General features: G+C 37.2%; 19 protein-coding genes. All 19 read right to left on the bottom strand.

Annotated features, from left to right (window positions below; genetic code table 11):
- Positions 1 to 4: 4 nt before the first annotated feature.
- Entirely contained in the window at positions 5 to 2,461 is a 2,457-nt protein-coding gene (locus D8792_RS05495; RefSeq protein ID WP_185758410.1) for an LTA synthase family protein, read from the bottom strand.
- Positions 2,462 to 2,473: 12 nt separating this feature from the next.
- Positions 2,474 to 4,270: a rhamnan synthesis F family protein gene (locus tag D8792_RS05500; protein WP_125373226.1), complete on the bottom strand. Its 1,797-nt coding sequence runs from the start codon at positions 4,268 to 4,270 to the stop codon at positions 2,474 to 2,476.
- The gene (locus D8792_RS05505; RefSeq protein WP_125373227.1) at positions 4,267 to 5,301 is read right to left on the bottom strand and encodes a glycosyltransferase family 2 protein; all 1,035 of its coding nucleotides are present in this window, start codon (positions 5,299 to 5,301) and stop codon (positions 4,267 to 4,269) included. Before D8792_RS05505 ends, D8792_RS05500 begins: the two co-directional genes overlap by 4 nt.
- Positions 5,302 to 5,320: 19 nt before the next feature.
- On the bottom strand, positions 5,321 to 6,523 hold the full coding sequence (locus tag D8792_RS05510) for an ABC transporter ATP-binding protein (RefSeq protein WP_125373228.1): 1,203 nt from the start codon (positions 6,521 to 6,523) through the stop codon (positions 5,321 to 5,323).
- The gene (locus D8792_RS05515; RefSeq protein ID WP_125373229.1) at positions 6,523 to 7,332 is read right to left on the bottom strand and encodes an ABC transporter permease; all 810 of its coding nucleotides are present in this window, start codon (positions 7,330 to 7,332) and stop codon (positions 6,523 to 6,525) included. Before D8792_RS05515 ends, D8792_RS05510 begins: the two co-directional genes overlap by 1 nt.
- 5 nt (positions 7,333 to 7,337) lie before the next feature.
- Entirely contained in the window at positions 7,338 to 8,273 is a 936-nt protein-coding gene (locus D8792_RS05520; RefSeq protein ID WP_125373230.1) for a glycosyltransferase family 2 protein, read from the bottom strand.
- Positions 8,270 to 9,418, bottom strand: coding sequence for a beta 1-4 rhamnosyltransferase Cps2T (gene cps2T, locus D8792_RS05525; protein WP_125373231.1), 1,149 nt, complete (start codon positions 9,416 to 9,418; stop codon positions 8,270 to 8,272). The genes D8792_RS05520 and cps2T overlap by 4 nt, the downstream gene beginning before the upstream one ends.
- A gap of 137 nt (positions 9,419 to 9,555) precedes the next feature.
- Complete coding sequence (gene rfbD / locus D8792_RS05530) at positions 9,556 to 10,410, bottom strand: dTDP-4-dehydrorhamnose reductase (protein ID WP_125373232.1); 855 nt, start codon at positions 10,408 to 10,410, stop codon at positions 9,556 to 9,558.
- A 72-nt stretch (positions 10,411 to 10,482) separates the two neighbouring features.
- A complete protein-coding gene (locus D8792_RS05535; RefSeq protein WP_125373233.1) occupies positions 10,483 to 11,409 on the bottom strand; it encodes a glycosyltransferase family 2 protein in 927 nt (308 codons plus the stop codon).
- Between the two features lie 37 nt (positions 11,410 to 11,446).
- A complete protein-coding gene (locus D8792_RS05540; RefSeq protein ID WP_125373234.1) occupies positions 11,447 to 12,115 on the bottom strand; it encodes an excalibur calcium-binding domain-containing protein in 669 nt (222 codons plus the stop codon).
- A 14-nt stretch (positions 12,116 to 12,129) separates the two neighbouring features.
- Positions 12,130 to 13,671: a DUF2142 domain-containing protein gene (locus D8792_RS05545; protein ID WP_260470231.1), complete on the bottom strand. Its 1,542-nt coding sequence runs from the start codon at positions 13,669 to 13,671 to the stop codon at positions 12,130 to 12,132.
- 22 nt (positions 13,672 to 13,693) lie between these two features.
- Positions 13,694 to 14,698, bottom strand: a complete 1,005-nt coding sequence (locus D8792_RS05550) for a glycosyltransferase family 2 protein (RefSeq protein ID WP_125373236.1) — start codon at positions 14,696 to 14,698, stop codon at positions 13,694 to 13,696.
- Entirely contained in the window at positions 14,688 to 15,971 is a 1,284-nt protein-coding gene (locus D8792_RS05555) for a lipopolysaccharide biosynthesis protein (RefSeq protein WP_125373237.1), read from the bottom strand. Before D8792_RS05555 ends, D8792_RS05550 begins: the two co-directional genes overlap by 11 nt.
- A complete protein-coding gene (locus D8792_RS05560) occupies positions 15,955 to 16,296 on the bottom strand; it encodes a DUF2304 domain-containing protein (protein WP_005590613.1) in 342 nt (113 codons plus the stop codon). Before D8792_RS05560 ends, D8792_RS05555 begins: the two co-directional genes overlap by 17 nt.
- 4 nt (positions 16,297 to 16,300) lie before the next feature.
- Positions 16,301 to 16,996, bottom strand: a complete 696-nt coding sequence (locus tag D8792_RS05565; protein ID WP_005590614.1) for a glycosyltransferase family 2 protein — start codon at positions 16,994 to 16,996, stop codon at positions 16,301 to 16,303.
- 257 nt (positions 16,997 to 17,253) lie between these two features.
- Positions 17,254 to 18,273 (bottom strand): UDP-glucose 4-epimerase GalE, encoded by a 1,020-nt coding sequence (galE, locus tag D8792_RS05570; protein WP_005590615.1) that lies wholly within the window; start codon positions 18,271 to 18,273, stop codon positions 17,254 to 17,256.
- A 123-nt stretch (positions 18,274 to 18,396) separates the two neighbouring features.
- Positions 18,397 to 19,677: an O-acetylhomoserine aminocarboxypropyltransferase/cysteine synthase family protein gene (locus tag D8792_RS05575; protein WP_048791636.1), complete on the bottom strand. Its 1,281-nt coding sequence runs from the start codon at positions 19,675 to 19,677 to the stop codon at positions 18,397 to 18,399.
- A 98-nt stretch (positions 19,678 to 19,775) separates the two neighbouring features.
- Complete coding sequence (locus D8792_RS05580) at positions 19,776 to 20,174, bottom strand: NUDIX hydrolase (RefSeq protein ID WP_125373238.1); 399 nt, start codon at positions 20,172 to 20,174, stop codon at positions 19,776 to 19,778.
- The gene (pcrA, locus tag D8792_RS05585) at positions 20,171 to 22,459 is read right to left on the bottom strand and encodes a DNA helicase PcrA (protein ID WP_005590619.1); all 2,289 of its coding nucleotides are present in this window, start codon (positions 22,457 to 22,459) and stop codon (positions 20,171 to 20,173) included. The genes D8792_RS05580 and pcrA overlap by 4 nt, the downstream gene beginning before the upstream one ends.
- Between the last annotated feature and the right edge of the window lie 77 nt (positions 22,460 to 22,536).

The following is a 22,536-nucleotide window of genomic DNA, read 5'->3' on the forward strand; positions in this document are numbered from 1 at the left end:
TTTTTTATTTTGCTGGTACAGCAAAGAAATCCTTCGAAAGATATCCTTTCCCACCAATCATATCATATTCGATCAATTTCAAATCATCTGCAATTTCCTGAGCTGATGAATCCAGTGCCTTCTTGTCCACACTAGCCTTATGAAGAACCTCCGTCAATAAAGCGTAGTAAGGAGATACTTTCGAATTGGTCTGCTCAAGTAGCAAGGCTGAAAAATCACTAGAATTGACCAAAGGATAGTTCAATTTAGGTGTCTCATAATTGCTCCAGATAAAGTAATCCGTCAAATATTGATTTTCAGGATGATCCTTAAAAGCTGATTGAGGATATAGACCTGGCAAGTGATCACCATAAAAGACTACTGTTATCTTTTTATCAATTTTAGAAAGCTTATCTAGAAACTCCTTGGTCGCATTGTCTGTGTGGTAGAGCAAGCGAGTATAGTTTATTAACTTGTTATTCTCATTGGCTGTAAAGCCCTCCCCTTGTGCCATAAGATTTGAGGGCTCGCTTTCTGACCAAGGTGCATGATTCTGCATTGTTATGACTGAAAAAAACTGATTTTGTTCTTTCTTTAAGTTATCTATCACTAGCTGATAAGTAGAAGCATCGCTATAATTCTCTCCTTGTCTATAAACAGATAATCCACTAGTTCCTAAAGAAATAAATTTATCATATCCTAATGTCTTATAAATAATATCTCTAGAGTAATTCGTTGGAGCAGCTAAATGTATGGCAATACGATTCTTCGATTCAAATTGATCACTAATTGCAGGAAATACATTCATTCTAGGAACAATTTCTGTATAGAGAACCGATATACTTGGTGAAAGATTATAGTATGGAAGTCCTGAAATTGTTTGAAACTCCATATTTGCAGTTCTGCCACCATAACCGTCTGATTGCATCAAACCACTTGTCGTTCGTGACTTGACATCACGAATATTTGGAATCGGATTTGTTGTAATTGATATGCCTGAAAGCCTTTCAGGATCAGAAAAACTCTCACTCAAAACATAAACTACAGTTTGCTCGCTTATTAGGTTTGACCTAGTAGTATTTATTGAATCTGCTAATTGTTTATACTTTTCTTCCACAGAACGAATCTTAGACTGACTATAACCATTCGGCTGTGTCATCACATTTTCTGACATCTGCGAGAACCATACGAATGACAATGATCGTAATTGAGAATTAATCGTATTGCCATACCAAGTTAGATCATGGTAATTATTCAAAATAGAAATCACAGGGATATTTTCTGCAACTCTTCCATCTTTTTTAGACGAAAAGATTCCTGTAACTGTAGCAAAAAAACTGCAGATTAGTAAAATTAAAGCCAGTCTATGTTTGAAATTCTGGATTAATTTATTTGGTAAAATATATTTTCTAACAGCAAGATAGAATATTGTTACTATAGAAACGCTAAGTAAAATATACATTCCATAATGTCCATCTGCATAGCTTAGCAAGGTTCTCGGTGTCTTCAACCAAGCTAAGTCACTAGGAAGAATTGGCTCCTGCCTAAATTGAAATTTCAAACTATTTGCAATAGTTGTAACAACTCCCAAAAATATACAAATGATTGTCGGGAATAAAAAACTATTACAAATTAAATAAATTAATAAAAATAAAGCAAAAAAGATAATAATCTGAAAAAGTGTTGCTCCTGTAAATAAGCGTAAATCTAATATGATTACATCAGCTTTGAGACTATCTTGAATTGTGTAATTGAAGATAAGCGCAAAAAGTGCACTAAATGTAAATGCTACTGAAAAACTAGAACGATTGTTAATAACATCTCTCATACCTTTCACAAGTACGAAGCTTGGAATTGTAGAGACTAGCACAATGTAGATAACAAAACCAATTAATCGAAAAATATATTGCTCACTATTTGTATTCGTAAATTCTAAGAATAATGAAAGCTTATCCATTACCGCTGGCAATTTAGAATCTGTTAAACACATTATAATAAATAACTGGGAAACGACTAATGTCTCCATAAAACTTAAGTTCTGATAATTAATATTAAAAGTTTTAAATGGTTCCTGCTTACCTTTTTTCAGAATATATTTGTTAATAATTCCAAAAGCTAGTATGGGAATTATTAAATATAAACTATTAGTTTGCCATAAATGATTCTTGTCAATATCCCATATTTTATAAGAAAAATCGTTCAAGTTTCTTGTGATTTCTAACAGATAAGAAAACAGTATGTAGATAAAAAAGACAACTACAATAGCGATAAATGTTTCTTTTCGTAGAAATTTTGAAATATAGCGTCCTAGCAACCAGCATGCAATTCCACTAATAATCATTTCAAAAATTAGGAACGGGGAATTGATAGTAAATATTCTAAAAGCTGAGGAGACATTAATATTAACAACTGTCACATCTAAGATTAAACAACTAATTAAAATAAAACAAATCTGTTCATAATAGTCACCTAAAAATTTCAGTTCTTTTTTCAACTAACTTCTTCCCTCTTTATCTGATAAATTATTTCTTGTTCCATTTATCTTTATTAATATTTTTTTTATAATATACTTTATCGCACTACCTGGCCCTCGATAAATATATTTTAAGGCGCCTTTGATTCCCCCGATATTATCAAAGTTAATATAAGTATTAGGTAAAGTATCTGGACGAATATTTAAAACAGTGTTATCTACAAATGGTGTGATATAAATATCATTTTTAGAAATAGCATAATCAAACCTTTGTGACCAAGCTAAATAAACAAGAATTCTCTCGATAGAATGTAAAATAGTATGTTGCGGAAGAGGTTCCGAAGGAATATCCTCATCTTGTAGATTTAAATCAAAGAGTGGTTTCAAGGCATCATACTTGAACCAAATGAATGTTCCATAACTCATAATAAAGGTATTTAATTTATTGAAGTCAATGGAACGATTAATGTTCATTCTCTCCCAAAGAATATTCATATCGTCAGCAAATTTATTTTCATTCCATGGATCCACAATCTTAGTATATCGGAAAAAAGTCGGGATATCTGCAATCACTAATCCTAAACGCTCATCATTTTCCAAACTAGCCATGATCAAATCAGCCGGTTTTAGTAACATGTCAAATAGCTCATTTCTCCATGAATCTCCTACCCAGTATGGATATTCTGGAGATTTTTTAGTATGGAAATGCCCGATATAATCATAGGTACTCAATTCTTCTCTCAATTTAAGCATTGGGATAATATCTCGACCTTTATTTCCAGTAATATATACTTTCCCTGGTTGATTACGTTTTGATAAAACAGTTTCAATTTCTAATTTTTTCTTTTCTGAATCCGTAGTTAGGAAGAGGTCATAAGTAAAGTGAAAATTTTCAAATTGCTTTAAAAAGTCTTCTAGTAAGTCAACATAGTAGGTATGAAGATGTACAGCAATTTTTTTAGTGTCTGAATATGTCTGTGAACTTTCCTCAATAACTTTGCGATCAAGTAAATAAGGTGGAGTTGGTAAACTCATATCTGACATGTGAGATAAGATAAATTCTACTGGATAGTTCGTTCTTTTCTCGATTTCCTTAAGCAAATAAGGAGCTAGATGCTGAGTTAAATCAAATGTTTTAACCTTGATGAACGGCACTCCTGCATCAAGCAAAACATGGGGATAATGAATAGTGAAATTGCTATGGAAAAACTTGTCATTTAATGGAATCGTATTGAGAATAGATTCATAGTTAAATCCAGCATCCATGAATTTCTTGGTATAAAGAGTTTCATAATTATCAATTACCTTTTGAACATCTTCGAAACTCTCAACTGATTTCCAGAATTTTTGGAAAACACTAGATTCAACTAAGCGTTTTTTAAATGAAATAAAGTAAGATTGCAAATGTTCATGAATATAAATATCACCGGCTTTGATTCCTTGATGATTAGTCATACCCCAAAAATCTACATTGGGGTTTGATTCATAGTTATCATAGATCGGTGCCATGTCCCAGAGTGGACCAAAACAAGTGTCATTCATAACAGTGACAGAATCATACTGTTTTAAGTTATCAAATCCAACAAATTTCATACCATCATGCCAAGCAGCAAAATCGTAACCTTTATTCTCACGTTGGATAAAATCATCAATCAGGTGTTTATCACGAAGTTTTTGTACTTCACTTTCACTAAGAAGACTATTTGAAATAAAAACTAATTTATCAAACAATGGTCTCATATGTTCAAGTTGATAAAATACATGCCGACTAATATGATCATATTTATTAAAATGAACATAAAGCAATAGACGTTTCATTTACTTCTCCTAAAGAAATTAATAATTTTAGTTAGTATTGTCCATCTTCTCGAAGTAACAACACTGTTATATTGGTTTTGTAAGTCATCATATAAAATCTGTAAACGATTCAACTCATTTTGAAACTCTTGACTCTCTTTCTTCAAAACTTCAATATACTCATTTTGATCATGAGAAATTCGCGACACCTGATTCAGTCTTAAATCTAAGTCTTCTATCTGACGATCTTTTTTAAAAACTAAGACATCCAAATCACGATCCTTAACAAGCGCTAAGTGTGAGATTCTTTGAATATCCTGATCTGGATACTTGTTGAGATATTTAATTTGAGAATCCAAGATACCTGTGAACCGCTTTTCAGCAGTCTCCAATGTCATAGGTTTTGAATCGGACCCTAAATTCATACGATACACAGTGGTGGAATCACTCAAAAAAGAAATTTTAGTGCGTTTGAATAATTCAAGTTGTAACTCAAATGTATCGTCTGCGGCTGTATCGCTAATTTGAGCAGATACATCTTGCATAAGTGCGGTATCAACCAACCAGGTTGAAGCCATCGTCATACCTTTCATAACAAGCATCTCTTCATAGGAATCAATCAAAGGAAGCGCCTTATTAGCAAAGGCATTTTTTTGGATAAGATTCCCGTCTAAGTCTACCATATCAAATTCAGTATTTGACCAAAGTGAATCAATTGAAGCATCCAACAAATCAACTTGCTTTTGAAGTTTTAATGGGTCAATCCAAAAATCATCACTATCACATCTTGCGATATATTGACCTTCAGCTTCTCGGCAAATTTTTTTCCAAGTTTTAGTAATGCCAAGGTTCACTTCATTACGAAAAGTTCTAACTTTTTCAGGAAACTTATTTTGATATTCTTGAATAATCTCATACGAATGATCTGTTGAAGCATCATCAATGATAATAATCTCGAAATCAAAATTTGTTTTCTGATTGAGAAAGCTATCTATAGCCTCTCGTACCCAATCCCCCTTATTATAATTGGTACAAATAATTGATACTTTCATTCAAACTTCCCTTTTTCTCTTAAGAAAAACTCCACTTCCCATTTCTTTGAATAATACCAGTTGCAGAATCTTTAGCTGACTCATCATCTTCATCAATATCATCCCTATTTAGAACAATAACTGGAATCTCATCAGTCGGAAGAAAGGCTAAAACTTGATTATTCTCATCCCTCACAGTAATTTCAAGTTTTAACTTAATATCGTTTAGTCCTGCTAGTGAACACTGATAGTTTACCTTAACATCACCCTTACCACTTGTTAAATTATCCATCGTATTATCATTATAAATCCAAATATTACGATCAATATCTGTAAATGAGATAGCAATATAAGTTGGCACAGCTTCTAGCAAGGTATACGTAAAATCAAATGAAATTGGTTCATTTGGTGTAGCTCTTTTAGAAGACAATAGTGATAACTTCAAATTTTCAACAACTGAACCACTTCTTTCAATTCCCGGTTGATCTGAAGTGATTACTTGTTCTGTATTATCAAAGCTATATTGATTGGCAACATCTCTAGGCTCACCTTTGGCTTTAATGTAACCATCTTCAATTAAAATAGCCTTATTACAATATTTCTTGACAGCTCCCATATCATGGGTAACCAGAATAGTTGTTTTACCAGAATTCTTTCTTTCTAAGAAATAATCATTACACTTACGCTGAAAGGCTTCGTCCCCCACAGCCAGAACCTCATCCAAAATCAGAATATCCCCTTGAGCCTTGATTGCAACTGAAAAGGCCAAGCGAACCTGCATCCCGCTAGAATAATTTTTGAGTTTTTGATTCATAAACTCACCCAGCTCAGCAAATTCTACGATGTCGTCATACATGGCATCTACTTCTTCAGTTGAGAAGCCTAGCATGGCACCATTCATGTAGACATTTTCACGACCGGTCAGTTCTGGATTAAAGCCAACACCTAACTCAATAAAGGAAACCAACTTGCCATCAATGGTCACTGTCCCCTTTTCGGGAATATAAATCTCTGAAATGATTTTCAAAAGGGTTGATTTTCCTGAACCATTACGGCCGACAATTCCATAAAAATCTCCCTTTTCCACTTCAAAGGAAATATCCTTTAGGACATGTTGTTCTTTGTAACCTTTGATTCCTCGAAAGCGGTTAACTAGGCTTGTTCTTAAACTTTGTGTTGACTCTGTTGGCAGTTTAAAAAACTTACTGACATGGTCAACTTTTACTGCAATATTATTTGACATTATAGAATCTCCGCAAATCTCTTAGCATTTTTATTAAAGATATAATATCCAAGTCCAAATATCACTACTGGCAATAAATAAGGAATCAGACCAATCCATGGATTTTCAATCAAATCCCATCCTCGCATGCTCCCTGAATAAATTGCAAAGTGTCGTAAATCTTGAATAATTTGTGCAATAGGATTTAGCATCATTAATTTTGCAAAAGTAACTTGTCCTCTCTGAAGAATAAAAGTTAATGAATAAATGATTGGTGTCGCATACAGGCCTGCCTGCAAAACTACTTCCCAAATTGGACCAATATCGCGATATTTTACAAAGAGCGTAGAGAGCATAAAGGCAAAACCAGCCGACATTAAAACCAGCTCTAAAAATAAAGGAATGATGACTAACCATCCAAAACTAAATGAGACACCATTAATCAACGCAAAAACAAAAACCACCAATAAATTAATTGCATAGTTTATTGCCGCACCTGCAATAGCAGAATAGACAATAATCGACTTAGAAAAATTCAACTTTCGTAACAAGTCCCCTCTAGACACAATAGACATCATGCCCATATTGGTTGCTTCTGAGAAAAAGTTCCACGTCACCATCCCTAAGAGAAGCGATACCGCGTAATGAGGGGTACCATCATCGAAACGTAAAAAACGTACAAAAACTAAATACATAACTGTAAATAGCAGTAGAGGTTTCAAAATAGACCATAAGTGGCCAATAAGAGAGCCTTGATAACGTAATTTAAAATCTGTTTTAATCATCTCTCTCAAGAGAATCCAGTTTTTTTGGCTAAAATAATCTAGCATGCATATTACTCCTTATAAGCAAATTTTGTGAGAATGAGTGTCGTGAAAACCAAAGTATGAAAGGCACGATTTTTTCTGTAGCCATACTTTCGAATGCGTCGCAGTCGCTCTGCAAAAGGGGCTTCCATGATTGTCACAAAATTTTCAATAATTTCTCTATTTTCAGTTGTCAGAGGCTGGCTGAGAAGGTTGCGAGCCTGAGTCTGACTGTCTTTTATCAATTTCCAATATTTAGCAAATAGACGGCTAGGATGAATCCAGTTCTTCATTCGCTTGCGTAAAGTTCGGGCTCCTAACACATTATTGGAATGTTGGCGGTAGAGTTCACCTGGCTGATCTAGATAAACGAGTTGCCCAAAAGCCGAAGCCAACAAGCCCAGATACCAATCGTGCATAAGCAGTTCATGTTCCTCCTGCCCTGTCCACAAATCAGCCAGAGCGCGGTTGATCATCGAAACGCCACCTGTCACCGTATTTTCTGTCAATTCTTGAATCAATTCTGTATTGGCATGGTCAGACTGCGTCCGAATCATACTTTCGTGAACAACATTTAGCTCCTGATCCACCACTTTTAAATCCATATAAACCAACAAAGGTACGGAAGCATCATAGTTTTCTGCTGCCGCCAACTGAATCGCCAACTTATCCGGCAACCAGACATCATCCTGATCGCTAAAAAAGTAAACATCCGAATCCTGATATTTAAGCAAGCTATGAAAACTCTTAATGACACCCAAATTTTGAGTTTCTTCTGGATTGATAAAGAAGATCCGGTCGTCTTGTTGGCAAAAATCCTCAATAATCGCTCGCGTTCCATCACTAGAGCCATCATCTCGAATCAAGAGCTGCCAGTCCTTATAAGTTTGGGCTTGAATACTTTCAATCTGCTCTGCCAGAAATTGCTCCCCATTATAGGTAGACAGAAGAATAGTCACTTTCATGATAAAAATAGCTCCTCGTATTCACCTACAATTTTTTCCCATGTGTAGTTTTCTTTCATATTTTCTTTGGCCGCCTGGCCTAGCTCAGAAAAGTCGATCTGACCATCCACTTGGTCAATCAGCTGAGCCAACTGCCCCTTCTCTTTTTGCCAATACAAAGCTGTTTCTTGGGCTACTTGATGGTTGAAGTCCACATCCAGCACCAGATTGGCATCTGTCTGAGCCAGTGCTTCCAGAAGCCCGGGATTAGTTCCACCGACTTCGTGACCATGCAAATAGGCAAAGGCTTGATTGCGGATGTATTTGAGTAATTCCTGATCATAAACAGTCCCGACAAACTTAATCCGAGAATCCTTGTCAAAACCGGTTTTCTGCTTGAGCTCTTCAAAATAGGGATTGCCTTCATGATTGCAGATAATCAGCAAGTCACGTTGGGTTTTGGATTTCATAAATTCCCGAATGATGGTCTTGTAGTTGTTTTCTGGGACAAAACGTCCAACAATCAAATAATATTCCTTTTCTCTGCTCTGCCATTTCTCAAAAAAATCACGCACGCAAGCATCCTGAGAGTCAAGAGAAGATAGCTGGAGGTCTGTCCCATAAGCAATGAAAGCCGTCTTAGACCAAGGATAGGACCGTTTTATATAGCTTTCAATGCCTTGGTTGTCCGCAATGACCAGATCAGCATGCTTGGTCATAACCTTTTCAGAATATTTAAGATAGGCTTGAACTGGCTTAGGCCACTTAGCTCGCTTCCATTCCAGACCATCTGGATTGATAAAGAAAGTCCCGCCTGCTTTATGAATTTTATGCGCAAAAGGCGCCACAAAGGCTCCGATTGTATTGCCTAAAATATAAAAAACTGGACGCTCAATCTGCTGCTCTTGCACTATCTTTAAAGAATAATTGATGGCCATCATATCATAGGCGATCACTCGAGCCGGCCCCAACTTAGGAGCCTTAATGGTGAAGCAATCCACTCCCTTGTAATCAAAATGATGAAAAGCTTCATCATCCGACAAACAAGCTACATGATACTGGATTTGGGAAGAAACCTTATTTTCTACTAATTTTTCAACAAAGGTTTCAAATCCGCCATATTTAGCAGGAAGTCCTCGACTCCCGATGATGAAGACATGTCTCATGCTTTTCCTCAATTCAAAGATTTACAATCTAGTCTATTATATCATTTTCTTGGTGATTTGTGGAACTTTCAACTAGGCTTAATAAAGTAATGAAGCCTTAAATAGACTAGTTCGAAGCGAACTAGTCTATCAACGCCTTATTTCCTTACTTCCTGCTTGTAAAACTCTTTCAAAGCATCCTGCCAAGTTGGAATGACAAAGCCTGTAGCCTTGGCCTTGGCCAGACTCATAGTTGAGTTGAAAGGTCGCTTAGCCTTAGCTGGGAATTTGCTAGAATCAACTGGCTGGACTTCCACATCCGTATATTTGAGAATTTCCACTGCAAAGTCATACCAAGTTGTATCCTCTGCCGCATCATTAGACAGATGGTAATAACCAAATTCCTTTTGATTCTCAGCCAGATAGGTCATAAATTCAGCCAGCGTACGAGTCCAAGTCGGACGGCCATGCTGGTCATTAACTACGGTCAGAGTTTTATGTGTCTTAGCAAGGTTTTGCATGGTAAAGACAAAGTTTTTACCGTAGTTCCCAAAGACCCAGGCAGTACGGATAATGTAGAAACGGCTGGAATATTTCTCAACTAGCTCCTCACCCATGCGTTTGGTACGGCCATACTCGGTCTGTGGATCTGGTCGATCGTCTACTTCCCATTCCTCTCCGACAGGCTTTTGTCCGTCAAAGACATAGTCTGTTGAGATGTAGACCAAGGTTGCTCCATGTGCTTCTGCAGCTTTTGCCACATTTTCGGTCCCGGTCACATTGATGGCATAGTCCAGCTCTTTTCCTTCGTCCTCAGCCGCATCAACTGCAGTATAGGCTGCGCAGTGATAGACCAAGCTTGGCTTGACTTCCGCAAAGACCTTGTCCACCATTTGGGAATTGGTAATATCCATTTCTGCCACATCAACAGCCACATACTCTTCGTTGCGCTCATCCAAAAGATAGCGGAGCTCTGTTCCCAACTGTCCATTCGCACCTGTAATTAAAATCATTTGTTTTTCCTTTCAGATCATAAATATTCGATGGATTTATTATACCAAAAAAAGCAGAAAAAATCTGCTTCTTTACATACTCTTCTCCTTAATCACATAAACAGGGCGTTTCTTTGTTTCCATGAAGATTTTGCCGATGTANTTGCCNANNATACCGATGGTCAACANCTGGAAGCCACCAAGAAGGAGAATAACGGTCATGAGGGATGGCCAGCCAGATGTGGGATCACCAAAAACCAAGGTACGGATAATAATTACTGCCATCAGGATGAAGGCTAAAATCCAAGACAGGATACCTCCTAAAAAGGCGATGTTGAGCGGCGCATCAGAGAAATTGACAATACCTTCTAAAGAATAGTTGAATAGAGACCAAAAATTCCAGGAGGTCTTACCAGCCACTCGTTCGACATTTTTGTATTCCAAGTATTCGGTGTTGAAGCCAACCCAGGCAAAAATTCCTTTGGAGAAGCGATTGTACTCTGAAACCTCCAAAATGGCTGCTACCATCTGACGGCGCATCAGTCGGAAGTCCCGCGCACCATCTACCATCTCTACCTGACTAATCTTGTTAATCAACTTGTAGAACAAATTGGCAAAAAAGCTTCGGATAGGTGGTTCTCCCTCGCGAGTCGTGCGACGGGTTCCTACGCAGTCTAGTTCGGGATTCGTGTCCAGCATGGCCTTCATCTCAACCAGGAGCTCGGGCGGATCCTGCAAATCCACATCCATGACCGTCACAAATTCCCCACTCGCCTCTTGCAAACCAGCATAGAGGGCAGCTTCTTTGCCGAAATTACGAGAAAAGGACAGATAGTGAACATTTGCACAGCGACTGCTGAGCTCACGCAAAACAGCCAAGGTCCGGTCCGTTGATCCGTCATTGACAAAAATATATTCAAACTGGTCACGGATTTGATATTTCACCGCTTCCATGGCTTCATGAAATAGAGGAATAGACTCTTCTTCATTGAAGCAAGGAACAATCACTGAAATTGTCATATTCTTCCTTTCCTACACACATAGACAATAAATCATCTCATTTTTCGCACGCTACTCCATCTCCGTCTTTATCTAACTTGCTACTATAACCCGGTTGCCCACGATAAATAGGGGTAACTCCTGCTCTCCTAGCAGCTTCACAATTAGGATAAATTCCACTTTCTGATATTGTACCTGAGTGATTTTCTACAGAAGAGTTATTAGATGAATGAGAAACTGGTTTGCCCAGCCCGATAGCATTCCAACTTATCCCTTCATAACGCCATCCTACTTGAACCAAATAGTCCTTCTCTCCTTCAGATAAAGTATAATGATGACTACCAGCTTTTGCATTAGGATTATATAATCTATACAACGGATGCTGACCTGAAGATTTCCATGAAACTCCTTCATATCTCCAACCAGCTCGTATTAAGAAATCTCGTTCATTTGCATTCAGAGTATAGTGATGATCACCCGCATTTGGATTGTACATTCTGTAAACATCTTGACCTTCCAGAGGAGCAATCCAACCGATTCCCTCATAGTGCCACCCTACACCTACTAGCATCTCTTTTTCATTCCAACTTGCTGTATAAAAATGTTCTCCACTATTTGGATTATACATTCTATACATTTCTACTCCACCATCGTTTGCACTTACTGACAAAACGTTTATAAACACCATAGATAGCAATACAGCAATAAAAATATAAACTTTTTTCATTTATAACTCCTTAACTAGGCTTTGACACCATAATATTCTAAAATTGTCAATACTATTGACATAACAATAAATAATAACGCAATGAATAATACGAGACTATCCCTCCTCTCTTCTTCCTCATTAGTCAAGACGACAGGTGTAGGAACATAGAAGTGCGAAACATTTAATGCTAATCCCATTGAAAGTATGACTCCAATAAAATATCGTCCTTGAATGCCATTAAAACTCATTTCCGTTACTTTTCCCCACATCAGATAGGCTGTCATCAAAATTCCCAATGTTATACCGAAACCTACTAACAATGTTCCAAACTTACTAATAGTAGGTAATGGATTATATTGCGGAATCATAAATATGATACAAGCAATAAAAGGAAGATAAAACCACATAAGATTTCCTAAACCATAGCTTAACCAACCAAATGTAAATAGGGACGGGAGTAAATTTGGAATTAAATTAATTATCTCTTTGAAAGAAAATAGCGAAAATGTTTTTAAGTGGGCGAAAGTGTACTTTAATTTTTCAACTGGATTCGCAACTTCATTTACCTGAGTTATATTAATTCCACTAGATAAACGTAACCATAGGAAACTAATTATTGCAACGAAAACAATTGCAGTAAATATATACAAGTATGTATGACGGCTTTTAAATTTATTTTTAGGAATGAATAATAATAAGCCAACAAGCAAGACATAAGGAAGTTTTATAGTTGCCATTAATAAACATAGAGATGCAAAAATACAAATATCTTTCATATCCACTTTATTCTGACCTACCAAACTACAAAATATTCCCAACAGTAAGAAAGTTAAACCATTCGCCATTCCATCAGTACTAAAAGACGAAGCTAAATAAACCGCCATCGGTATCATGGCTATTGTAGAGAATAATAATTCTTTTCCGTTAGATTTTTTTATAGCCAATCTTACCAATAATGAATACACAATTAAGTTAGAGAGTCTTCCCAAAACTATAGATGCAAATACACTTAGTCCCAGAATTTTTGCTATTAAAATACCTACTACTTGAGGTAAGTATGGAACAAAAGAGGAAGCATTCGTCGCAACAAATTGCGGATAATAGGCTTTATCTGATGATGTTCGCACCTTATCTAATCCCGATTTTATTAGAGGTGTTTTCATAACTTTATCCGCTATAACCACATCTTTAGAAACCTGAAATTCCTTTGGTTTACTAGGTAAATAAAGATGTCCTTCAGATATATACAAAGCCCGCGAATAGTGAGCATTCTCATCTGGAGCGTCCAAAACTGGAGTTATGAAAGCAAAGATACTCCCCATCAAGATAATCATTGTACATATTTTATTATGTATTTTCCCATCTACACAAACAGCTAAACTACCAATTAGCCCCGTTATGATTAATAATGTTTTAGGTATAAAAATAATCGAGCCACCTAGATAAACATATATAGCTAAAACCATGAGCCATAATAGCAACAAATATTTCCATCTTTTTTTTACATTAACAGCTATCGCTAAGCAATATTGTTGTGCAAAATGAAGGAAGTATTTAAAATATCCATCAAACATATATCTACTCATCCTTTTATCTTTAACTGACTTTATGTTTCATAACCAGTAATAAACTAAAACATCTATATTTCAAAATTTTCAAAAATAATGGAACCACATATGCTAATGTAGAATTTATATTTACTTTTTGGATTCCTTGTTTAATATATTTATTTTTTTCCCAATTTTTCCCAAAATATTTTTCCATAAATAAAATGATGTCTTTAAAATCTTGTTTCGTTGCCTGAGGGTATTTTAACAAACGATAAGTATGCCCTACACATAAATGTTCCAAGGCTAGATATTGTAATTCTTCCCTATACATTTCAAATTCATCACCAAATAAAGAGAAAAGATATTCTAAAGCATCATAAATATCAAAAATATTAGACTTACTTGAATTCATGATAGAATTAGAAGTATTCACCGTATATTTATATAAATATTTTTGTATATATGAAACATCCGAACATTTTGAAGTAACAAAAGGCATAAGAGCGATGTCTTCAAAAATCTTTCCNTTTGGAAAACGATACGACTCTATAAGTGAGCTTTTGTAGATTCTAGTCCACGATGCATGCTTTGTAAGCATAAAAACATGAATATTATTGATAGTAGCAGTAGAATCATAGAAAGGATTAACTTTTAAATGTTTTAGTGTTTTTTCAGTGTTATCAAACAGATCAATATCAAAATAAATAACATCCTTTCCTTTGGCAAACATAAACTCCTTTAAATAGTTTTTATAGATACTATCATCTGGATCAATAAATGTTATGTAGTCACTAGACTTGGTCTGTTCAAGACCATAGTTTCTAGCATCTGATACCCCCCCGTTCTCTTTTGAAAACAATTCAATAAATGGATATTTTTCAACATATTCTCTAATAATATTTTCTGAATTATCGGTACTGCCATCATTGATACAGAGTACTCGCAATGAACACTTTTCTATTTCCTCCTGATGGACAATACTATCTAAACACCTTCTCAAATATTTTTCAGTGTTATAAACAGGAATAATCACCGTTAAATCATATTTCATTTTTACTTCCTTTATCTCTACTTGCTAAAAAATAAATACTTGCAATTCCAAATAAATAAACTAACATAACAATAAAAAAACTAATTGCGGCACCAAGCATACCTTTTTGATAAATAAATGGTTCTGTGATCAATTTAGTAAGTATCAAAAGAATAATATACAAGCCAACTAAAAGATGCTGTTTCCGTATAATCGTTAAAATATTCTCAAAAACAATTGCTAAAGCATATAAAACTCCTGAGAATATCAGAATAGTAAAAGGAAGTACATAATTGTTTAAATCCACTCCAAATATTAGACTAAGTACAGGCACACCAAATAAATAGGCTATAAATGTGACGAACAAACCGCCTAAAGATAGAAATCCTAATAATCTTTTTATAATTAACGAGAATTCTTTATATTCTTTTTTATTCCATAAAATGGCTAATTTTGTAATCAGGGGTCTAACAATTAAAATAATAAGACTCATAAAGAAGACAGGCATAAACAGAATATTAAAATCACGTTGCATGCCAGTTTGTAAAAAGCCCTGATTAAGACCTTTTTCAATGATTATTTTAGGCTCATTTAAAATATATAACAAAATAAATCCATTTACAAATAGTGGCCAACAAGCTAACAATATATCCTTTATATCTTTTTTATAGCGAGTAGACAACAATTCTCGGACTTGAATTTTTTCGAAATAAGCTACAAAACGCATCTCGTAGAAAAAAATGAGTAGCCCATTCCACATAACTAAAGAAAGCAAAGCAAGCAGAACAGACTCAGATAGTAGCAATGTTATTAGTAATACTAGAACACTCGTAGAATATCGAATAAACATTGTTTTTCCAGCAATGTCCATACGCTCTCTTTGTTGAAACAATCCTTGAAATAAATCTGATACTGCATCCCACATGCGATAAAGAATCATAAGAAAGGTCAATAGAAGAGTCTCTAATGAATAACGGCCTTCACCAATTATATATAAATATGGAAACAAGGTAAGTATCATTATCGTAATTGTGAGGATACGAGTCTGAAAATAACCTATAAAACTATGCCGCTGCTTTACATCCGTTCCTTGATAATTTCGAACTTGAAATAAACCGATAACTATCCATAGTGTTCCGATGGAATTAGCTAGGCTAAATTGATCTGCTACTTTAGCAGAACTCAATCTTGTGATAATTAAAAGATATAATACAGATACCCCAGATGCTGCTAAATTTCCCAACAAATTCCAAAAATATATTTCTTTATCCGATGGATCAGTGCGTATCTTCATCTTTATTCCTCAATGCAATTATCTGTACTAAATTTTTAAATTTTGTATCTAATTTTGATAACTTTAAAGTTAATTGAAACTGATTAATCAACAATAAAAAAATAATGAATAAAAAGATAAAGTTAACGGCTGAAACTATTCCTAAGGCATTCGCAATTTTTTCTGCTAATTTTGGAAAAATACTGAAAACTAATAAAACTATCGAGAAAAATATCCAAAATAAGGCATCATTAATTTGAACTTGTGATTTTCTGATACTACGCAAAATGAAACTACATGTCAAAATAGATACAATAGTTAATACAACTTGAAACCAAATCGTCATTATTTTAACCTCTCTTTCTAAAGTTTTGGATAATCAAAATAGATGCAAACATATGTATCATATACTGAATGGAACGCGAAAATGTCAAATAACTTTCACCTGCTTGGCGTTCTCTCATCCGTACCTGAGCTTCCGCGACCTTTACTCCATGACGGATCAAATAGGAAACTGTATCTGGTTCTGGTCCATAATTGATATTAAGTGCAAATTCTTTAATCAAATTCTCAGAAAACATCCGCATCCCTGATGTAGGATCGTTAATCGTTTTACCTGTTGTTAATTTAATTGCTCCACTAATCAATGTATTCCCTAACATTCTGAGAGAATTTTCGCGTTTTTCTGTAACAAAACGCGAACCAATCACCATTTCATATCCCGAATCAATCATTTCTTCTAAAACAGATATATATTCAGGTAAGTGTTGACCGTCAGCATCAAACTGCACTGCTTTTTTATATCCTTTTTCATAAGCATATCGAAGCCCCGTCTGAAAAGCACCTGCCAACCCCAAATTTACTGGTAAATCAACAATATTATAGCCTTTAGCATGAGAAATTGCTGATGTTTGATCTTTCGAACCGTCATTAATAATAACATAATCATACTGAGAATAATTTTGAATGATATTATCTACAACACTAACAATTGATGCTTCTTCATTATAAGCAGGAATAATAATTAACAAATCTGAAGATTTCACTGATTTGTATCTCCTTAAAATAGTTTACACCTATTATACAATATATATGCCTCATTTTCTACTGTATAAATGATTATAGTAGTCTCAATCATAAACCAATTTAGAATACTCAAAGACTAAGATTTCTTTATATCTAACTTTATAAGTCAAAATAAGATAAAAATACGAACAAACTCAGATTAGTGTTCACTAATTTTAAGAGTTTATTCGCATTTATCTATCAATATAGAAGAAACTAGATTTTCACTTGAAGCACCCTAATCATCAAAGCCATTCGGATGCTTACTCTGCCAACGCCAAGCGTCTTGACACATTCGCTCAATATCAAACTCGGCTTCCCATCCTAGTTCATCTTTAGCTTTTTTGGAATCTGCATAGCAAGAAGCTATATCACCTGCACGCCGTTCTGTAATCTCATACGGAATTTTCTTTCCGACTGCTTTTTCCATATTTTTTATAATTTCTAGAACAGAATAGCCTTTTCCTGTCCCAAGATTATAAATATTTAGTCCAGACTTTCCCTCTAGCTTCTGAAGCGCAGCAACATGCCCTCTTGCCAAATCTACAACATGAATATAATCTCTAACTCCTGTCCCATCAACTGTAGGGTAGTCGTTACCGAATACTCGTACTGATGGCAGTTTCCCTACTGCAACCTGAGTTACATAAGGAAGAAGGTTATTTGGGATTCCATTCGGATTCTCCCCTAAATCTCCACTTTCATGTGCACCAATAGGGTTAAAATAACGAAGAATCACCACATTCCAACTTATATCGGCTTTATAAATATCTGTCAAAATTTCTTCTGTCATTAATTTTGTTCGGCCATATGGGTTTGTAACTGAAAGTGGAAAATCTTCTAAAATTGGAACTGTGTGAGGATCCCCATACACCGTCGCTGAAGAACTAAAAATAATATTTTTACAATTAACCTCTTCCATCACTTTTAAAAGCGTTAAAACACCTGTGATATTATTCTTATAATATGTAAGAGGTATTTCCGTAGACTCTCCCACTGCCTTTAATGCGGCAAAATGAATAACTCCTGTAGGTCTTTCTTTCGTAAAAATTTCGAGCAGCTTTTCCTCATCACAGACATCTGCTATATAAAATGGAATGTTTTTCCCAACAATTTTTTCAACAATTTCAATGCTTTTTTTGTTGCTATTGATTAAATTATCAACTACCACTACTTCATGACCAGCATTAACTAGTTCAATAACAGTATGAGTACCTATAAAACCTGCCCCACCTGTAACTAAAATTTTATGTCTCATTTAAATCAACCTTCACTAATTAAAATATACTGACATTATCTCACAAAAAATCATTATATTCAAAAAAAAATAGAATATTTAAAAATTCAATTTCTAAATATTCTAAATTATAGCTATTATTTGTTAAATAGATTCCAAAGCTATTCTCAAATCCTCTATCAAGTCATCCACATTTTCCAAGCCGATAGAGAGACGGATTTGATTTGGTGTAATGCCTGCTGCCAGTTGAGCCTCTGGCGACATCTGACCATGAGTCGTTGTAGCTGGATGGACGACCAGGGACTTAGCATCTGCTACATTGGCCAAGTCAGAGAAAATCTCTAGGCTGTCAATAACCTTACGAGCTTCTTTCTCACCACCTTTGACATTAAAGGTGAAAATTGAGCCCACGCCTTTAGGGAAATATTTTTCTGCCAAAGCATGATAAGGACTGTCAGCAAGCTTCGGATAATTGACCTGCTCGACCTTAGGATGCCCTGCTAAGAATTCCACAATCTTCTCGGCATTGGACACATGGCGTTCTACACGCAAAGAGAGAGTTTCCAACCCCTGCAGGAAGAGAAAGGCATTGAAGGGAGACATGGCTGCACCCGTATCGCGCAAGAGCTGGGTCCGAACAGCAGTAACAAAGGCTGCTGCTCCGACATCGCGCGTATAACTGATATCATGATAGCTCGGGTCCGGGTCCACGAACTGCGGAAACTTGCAAGAAGCTTCCCAGTCAAAACGACCGCTGTCCACAATCACACCGCCAATGCTTGTTCCGTGACCACCTATAAACTTGGTCGCAGAATGTACTGCAATGTCCACTCCATGAGAAAAGACATTGATTAGATAAGGTGTAGCAAAGGTATTGTCAGAAATCAGCGGAATCTTGTGAGCATGAACCAGCTCGGCCAAATCATCAAAGTCAGGGATATTAATCAGCGGATTGCCTAAACTTTCAATCAAAACCAACTTGGTATTGTCCTGAATGGCTGCTTCTACTTCAGCCAGATTTTCAATATCCACAAAAGTCGTGGTAATGCCATAGCGAGGCAGGGTTTCCTTGAGCAGATTAAAGGTACCGCCGTAGATGGTAGAGGCTGCTACTACATGGTCGCCAGTATGGGCCAAAGCTAGAATGGTGTAGGTAACAGCTGCCATACCAGAAGCTGTCGCTAGAGCTCCGACTCCACCCTCCAAAGCCGCAATCCGCTCCTCAAAAGCAGACAGGGTCGGATTGGTAATCCGAGTGTAGATATTGCCCGGTTTGCGTAGGGCAAAAAGATCTTCTCCCTCCTGAGTATCGTCAAACACATAGGAAGTTGTCTGGTAAATAGGCAGAGCCCGTGATTTGGTTGTCGGGTCCACTGTTTGTCCGGCATGAAGCTGCAGAGTTTCAAATTTAAATTCACGTGTCATAAGGTCACCTCACTATAGTTATGTGATAAGTCTACCATTAAACGCCCCGCTTGACTAATAGAATTTCCTTATCAAAAGAAATAAAGAGAAGCTATATCTTATAGCTTCTCAGATATCATCTCAAAAGTCGCCTGATTGCTGGGCCAGTACAGCTGCGACGAAACTTTGTCTAACGCTACCCACTGAGCTCCAACATGCTCATCAGAAATCTGGATTGCCTTCTGTTCAGTCAGAACTAGAAAGAGATTTTTGTGGATGGTCAGATTTTCATCAATCTTTACCATAAAATCTCCAAGACTAGTCAGATTTGAACGATGTAAGAGCAAGCCAGTCTCTTCTTTTATTTCACGAAGACAGGCTTCTTCTGGACTCTCACCACTCTCAATCCCACCAGTAATGGGCTGCCAAAAGGAAACTTTCTCAGCTTCCACTTTTAAGAGCAAGATTTCTCGTTCCTCTGGATGATAAATCCAGGCTTCAATCGACTGCCTCATCATGATTTTTTCTCAATCGGTGCTATGCTGGCCAGCACTTTCTTCAGGCCGACTTCTGGGAAACTAATCTTGAGCTCTTGACTGTTGCCGCTGCCAGATACTGCCAAAACTGTTCCATCGCCCCATTTCTTATGGTGGGCAATATCCCCGATAGCCCAAGCAACTTCTGGCTTAGATGGCTGGCTCTGACTGCTCTTTCCAAAAGGCAGGCTGTTTGTAGAAATCGAACTAGGTGCCGCTTGACGCTTCCTCTCCTGCAGGGCTTGAGCCAGACTCATGCCCTGACCGAATTTGCTAGTATCGCTATTGGTATAGCTAACCTTAAAGGAGCTGTTTGCCGGTCGAGCCAGTCCCTGATAGTTTAGCAAGTCTGAACTGATTTCTCTCAAGAAACGGGTCGGCTGATTGTAGTTGGTACGGCCGTAGAGCAAGCGGGAGTTAGCATTGGTCAGATAGAGAATCTTCTCTGCTCGGGTGATGCCGACATAGGCCAGACGGCGCTCCTCTTCCAGCTCATCCTCATCTTCAGATGCCCGGCTCAGAGGGAAGACATTTTCCTCCATACCAACCAGAAAGACGACTGGAAATTCCAATCCCTTTGCCGCGTGGAGCGTCATCAAAGTCACTTCAGAACTCTCCATATCTCCATCATCTGTGTCCGCAATCAAGGCTAGGTCATTGAGAAAACGGCTAAGCTTGTCCAGACCTGTCTCATCAGCAGGATTGTCTGGATTTTCGTCAAAGTTCTTGGTTACAGACAGGAATTCTTCGATATTTTCAATCCGAGCTTGGCTCTCCAAGGTTGCCTGAGCTGCCAAAGCTGCAGCGTAACCTGTTTTTTTCAGAACAAGCTCGACTAGTTCAGTCACGCTATAGTCATCCAAACGATCCCGCAAATCGAGTATCAGATTGGCAAACTCATAAACTGCCTGAGCTGCCTTGCCCTTGACTGGTGATAGCATGATATTAGCTGACGCCTCCAGCAAAGAGATTTCTTGACTAGCCGCAAAATCCCGAATTTTCTCCACCGTTCCCGGCCCGACACCACGTTTGGGCTCATTGACCACGCGCTCGTAGCTGATATTGTCACTAGGATTGGCGATGAGATTAAGGTAAGAAATAACATCGCGGATTTCTTTACGGCTATAGAACTTGGTGCCCCCAACCATGGTATAGGGGATATTAGCCTTAAGCAGGGCTTCTTCCACCGTCCGTGACTGGGCATTAGTCCGGTAAAGGACCGCAAAATCCTTATGACTGTAACCTTCTCGGCTCAGTTGATCAATAGTTCGAGCGACAAAGAGAGCCTCGTCCTGCTCGTCATTAGCCCGATAGTAGACAATTTCTTCACCGTCTTCATTTTGAGTCCAGAGATTCTTAGGACGGCGGTTGCGGTTGTTTCGGATGACTTCATTAGCCGCCTGAAGGATGGTTTTAGTCGAGCGATAGTTTTCCTCTAATAGGACTACCTTAGCTTCTGGATAATCCTTTTCGAAGTCTAGGATATTCTGCATATCGGCTCCCCGCCAGCCATAGATAGACTGGTCAGCATCTCCGACAACACAGATATTCTTGAAGCGAGAAGCCAAGAGCTTGACCAGCTGGTACTGGGCATGGTTAGTATCCTGATACTCGTCTACATGGATGTACTGGTAACGTTGCTGGTAGTAGGTCAGGACATCTGGATTCTGGTCAAAAAGCCGCAGGGTCAGCATGATCAAATCGTCAAAATCCATGGCTTCAGACTGGCGCAATTCCTTTTGATAGGCCGTGTAGCACTTGGCCACAATCTCTGTGTATATATCACCAGCTAGATTCGCATAGGCCACCTCGTCAATCAGGTCGTTCTTAGCATTGGAAATAGTACCTAGAATGGCGCGCTCGTTCCACTTTTTAGGATCCAGATTGAGGTTTTTGAGAATCCGTTTCATCAGAGTCCGCTGCTCGCCTGGATCAACGATAGTAAAGTTGCGGTTGTAGCCAATATGATCTGCTTCTCGCCGCAGGATGCGCACACACATGGAGTGGAAGGTAGCGATTAAGCAGTCTTGGGTGGCTGGATTGAGCGCTGCTGCTCGTTCTTTCATCTCCCGCGCTGCCTTATTGGTAAAGGTAATGGCTAGGATATTCCAAGGATTGACCATCTTCTCATCAATCAAATAGGCGATGCGGTGGGTCAGGACTCGAGTTTTTCCTGAACCAGCCCCCGCCATAATCAACAAGGGGCCTTCCGTCGTCTGGACCGCTTCGGCCTGACGGTCATTCATACCGTTTAATAAGGGATTCATCTTCTATCCTTTCAATACAAAATCAAACTGAAAATCAATGCTTCCATTATATCAAAATTCGAGCGAATTTGTTATCG

It is taken from the genome of Streptococcus cristatus (assembly GCF_003943505.1).
In the GTDB taxonomy this organism is placed as follows: domain Bacteria; phylum Bacillota; class Bacilli; order Lactobacillales; family Streptococcaceae; genus Streptococcus; species Streptococcus cristatus_E.

Excerpts from the sequence above, each read along its gene's own strand:
- D8792_RS05500 (WP_125373226.1), bottom strand. The coding sequence starts at position 4,270 with ATGAAACGTCTATTGCTTTATGTTCATTTTAATAAATATGATCATATT.
- D8792_RS05505 (WP_125373227.1), bottom strand. The coding sequence starts at position 5,301 with ATGAAAGTATCAATTATTTGTACCAATTATAATAAGGGGGATTGGGTA.
- D8792_RS05510 (WP_125373228.1), bottom strand. The coding sequence starts at position 6,523 with ATGTCAAATAATATTGCAGTAAAAGTTGACCATGTCAGTAAGTTTTTT.
- D8792_RS05515 (WP_125373229.1), bottom strand. The coding sequence starts at position 7,332 with ATGCTAGATTATTTTAGCCAAAAAAACTGGATTCTCTTGAGAGAGATG.
- D8792_RS05520 (WP_125373230.1), bottom strand. The coding sequence starts at position 8,273 with ATGAAAGTGACTATTCTTCTGTCTACCTATAATGGGGAGCAATTTCTG.
- cps2T (WP_125373231.1), bottom strand. The coding sequence starts at position 9,418 with ATGAGACATGTCTTCATCATCGGGAGTCGAGGACTTCCTGCTAAATAT.
- rfbD (WP_125373232.1), bottom strand. The coding sequence starts at position 10,410 with ATGATTTTAATTACAGGTGCGAATGGACAGTTGGGAACAGAGCTCCGC.
- D8792_RS05540 (WP_125373234.1), bottom strand. The coding sequence starts at position 12,115 with ATGAAAAAAGTTTATATTTTTATTGCTGTATTGCTATCTATGGTGTTT.
- D8792_RS05545 (WP_260470231.1), bottom strand. The coding sequence starts at position 13,671 with ATGTTTGATGGATATTTTAAATACTTCCTTCATTTTGCACAACAATAT.
- D8792_RS05555 (WP_125373237.1), bottom strand. The coding sequence starts at position 15,971 with ATGAAGATACGCACTGATCCATCGGATAAAGAAATATATTTTTGGAAT.
- D8792_RS05560 (WP_005590613.1), bottom strand. The coding sequence starts at position 16,296 with ATGACGATTTGGTTTCAAGTTGTATTAACTATTGTATCTATTTTGACA.
- galE (WP_005590615.1), bottom strand. The coding sequence starts at position 18,273 with ATGAGACATAAAATTTTAGTTACAGGTGGGGCAGGTTTTATAGGTACT.
- D8792_RS05575 (WP_048791636.1), bottom strand. The coding sequence starts at position 19,677 with ATGACACGTGAATTTAAATTTGAAACTCTGCAGCTTCATGCCGGACAA.
- D8792_RS05580 (WP_125373238.1), bottom strand. The coding sequence starts at position 20,174 with ATGATGAGGCAGTCGATTGAAGCCTGGATTTATCATCCAGAGGAACGA.
- pcrA (WP_005590619.1), bottom strand. The coding sequence starts at position 22,459 with ATGAATCCCTTATTAAACGGTATGAATGACCGTCAGGCCGAAGCGGTC.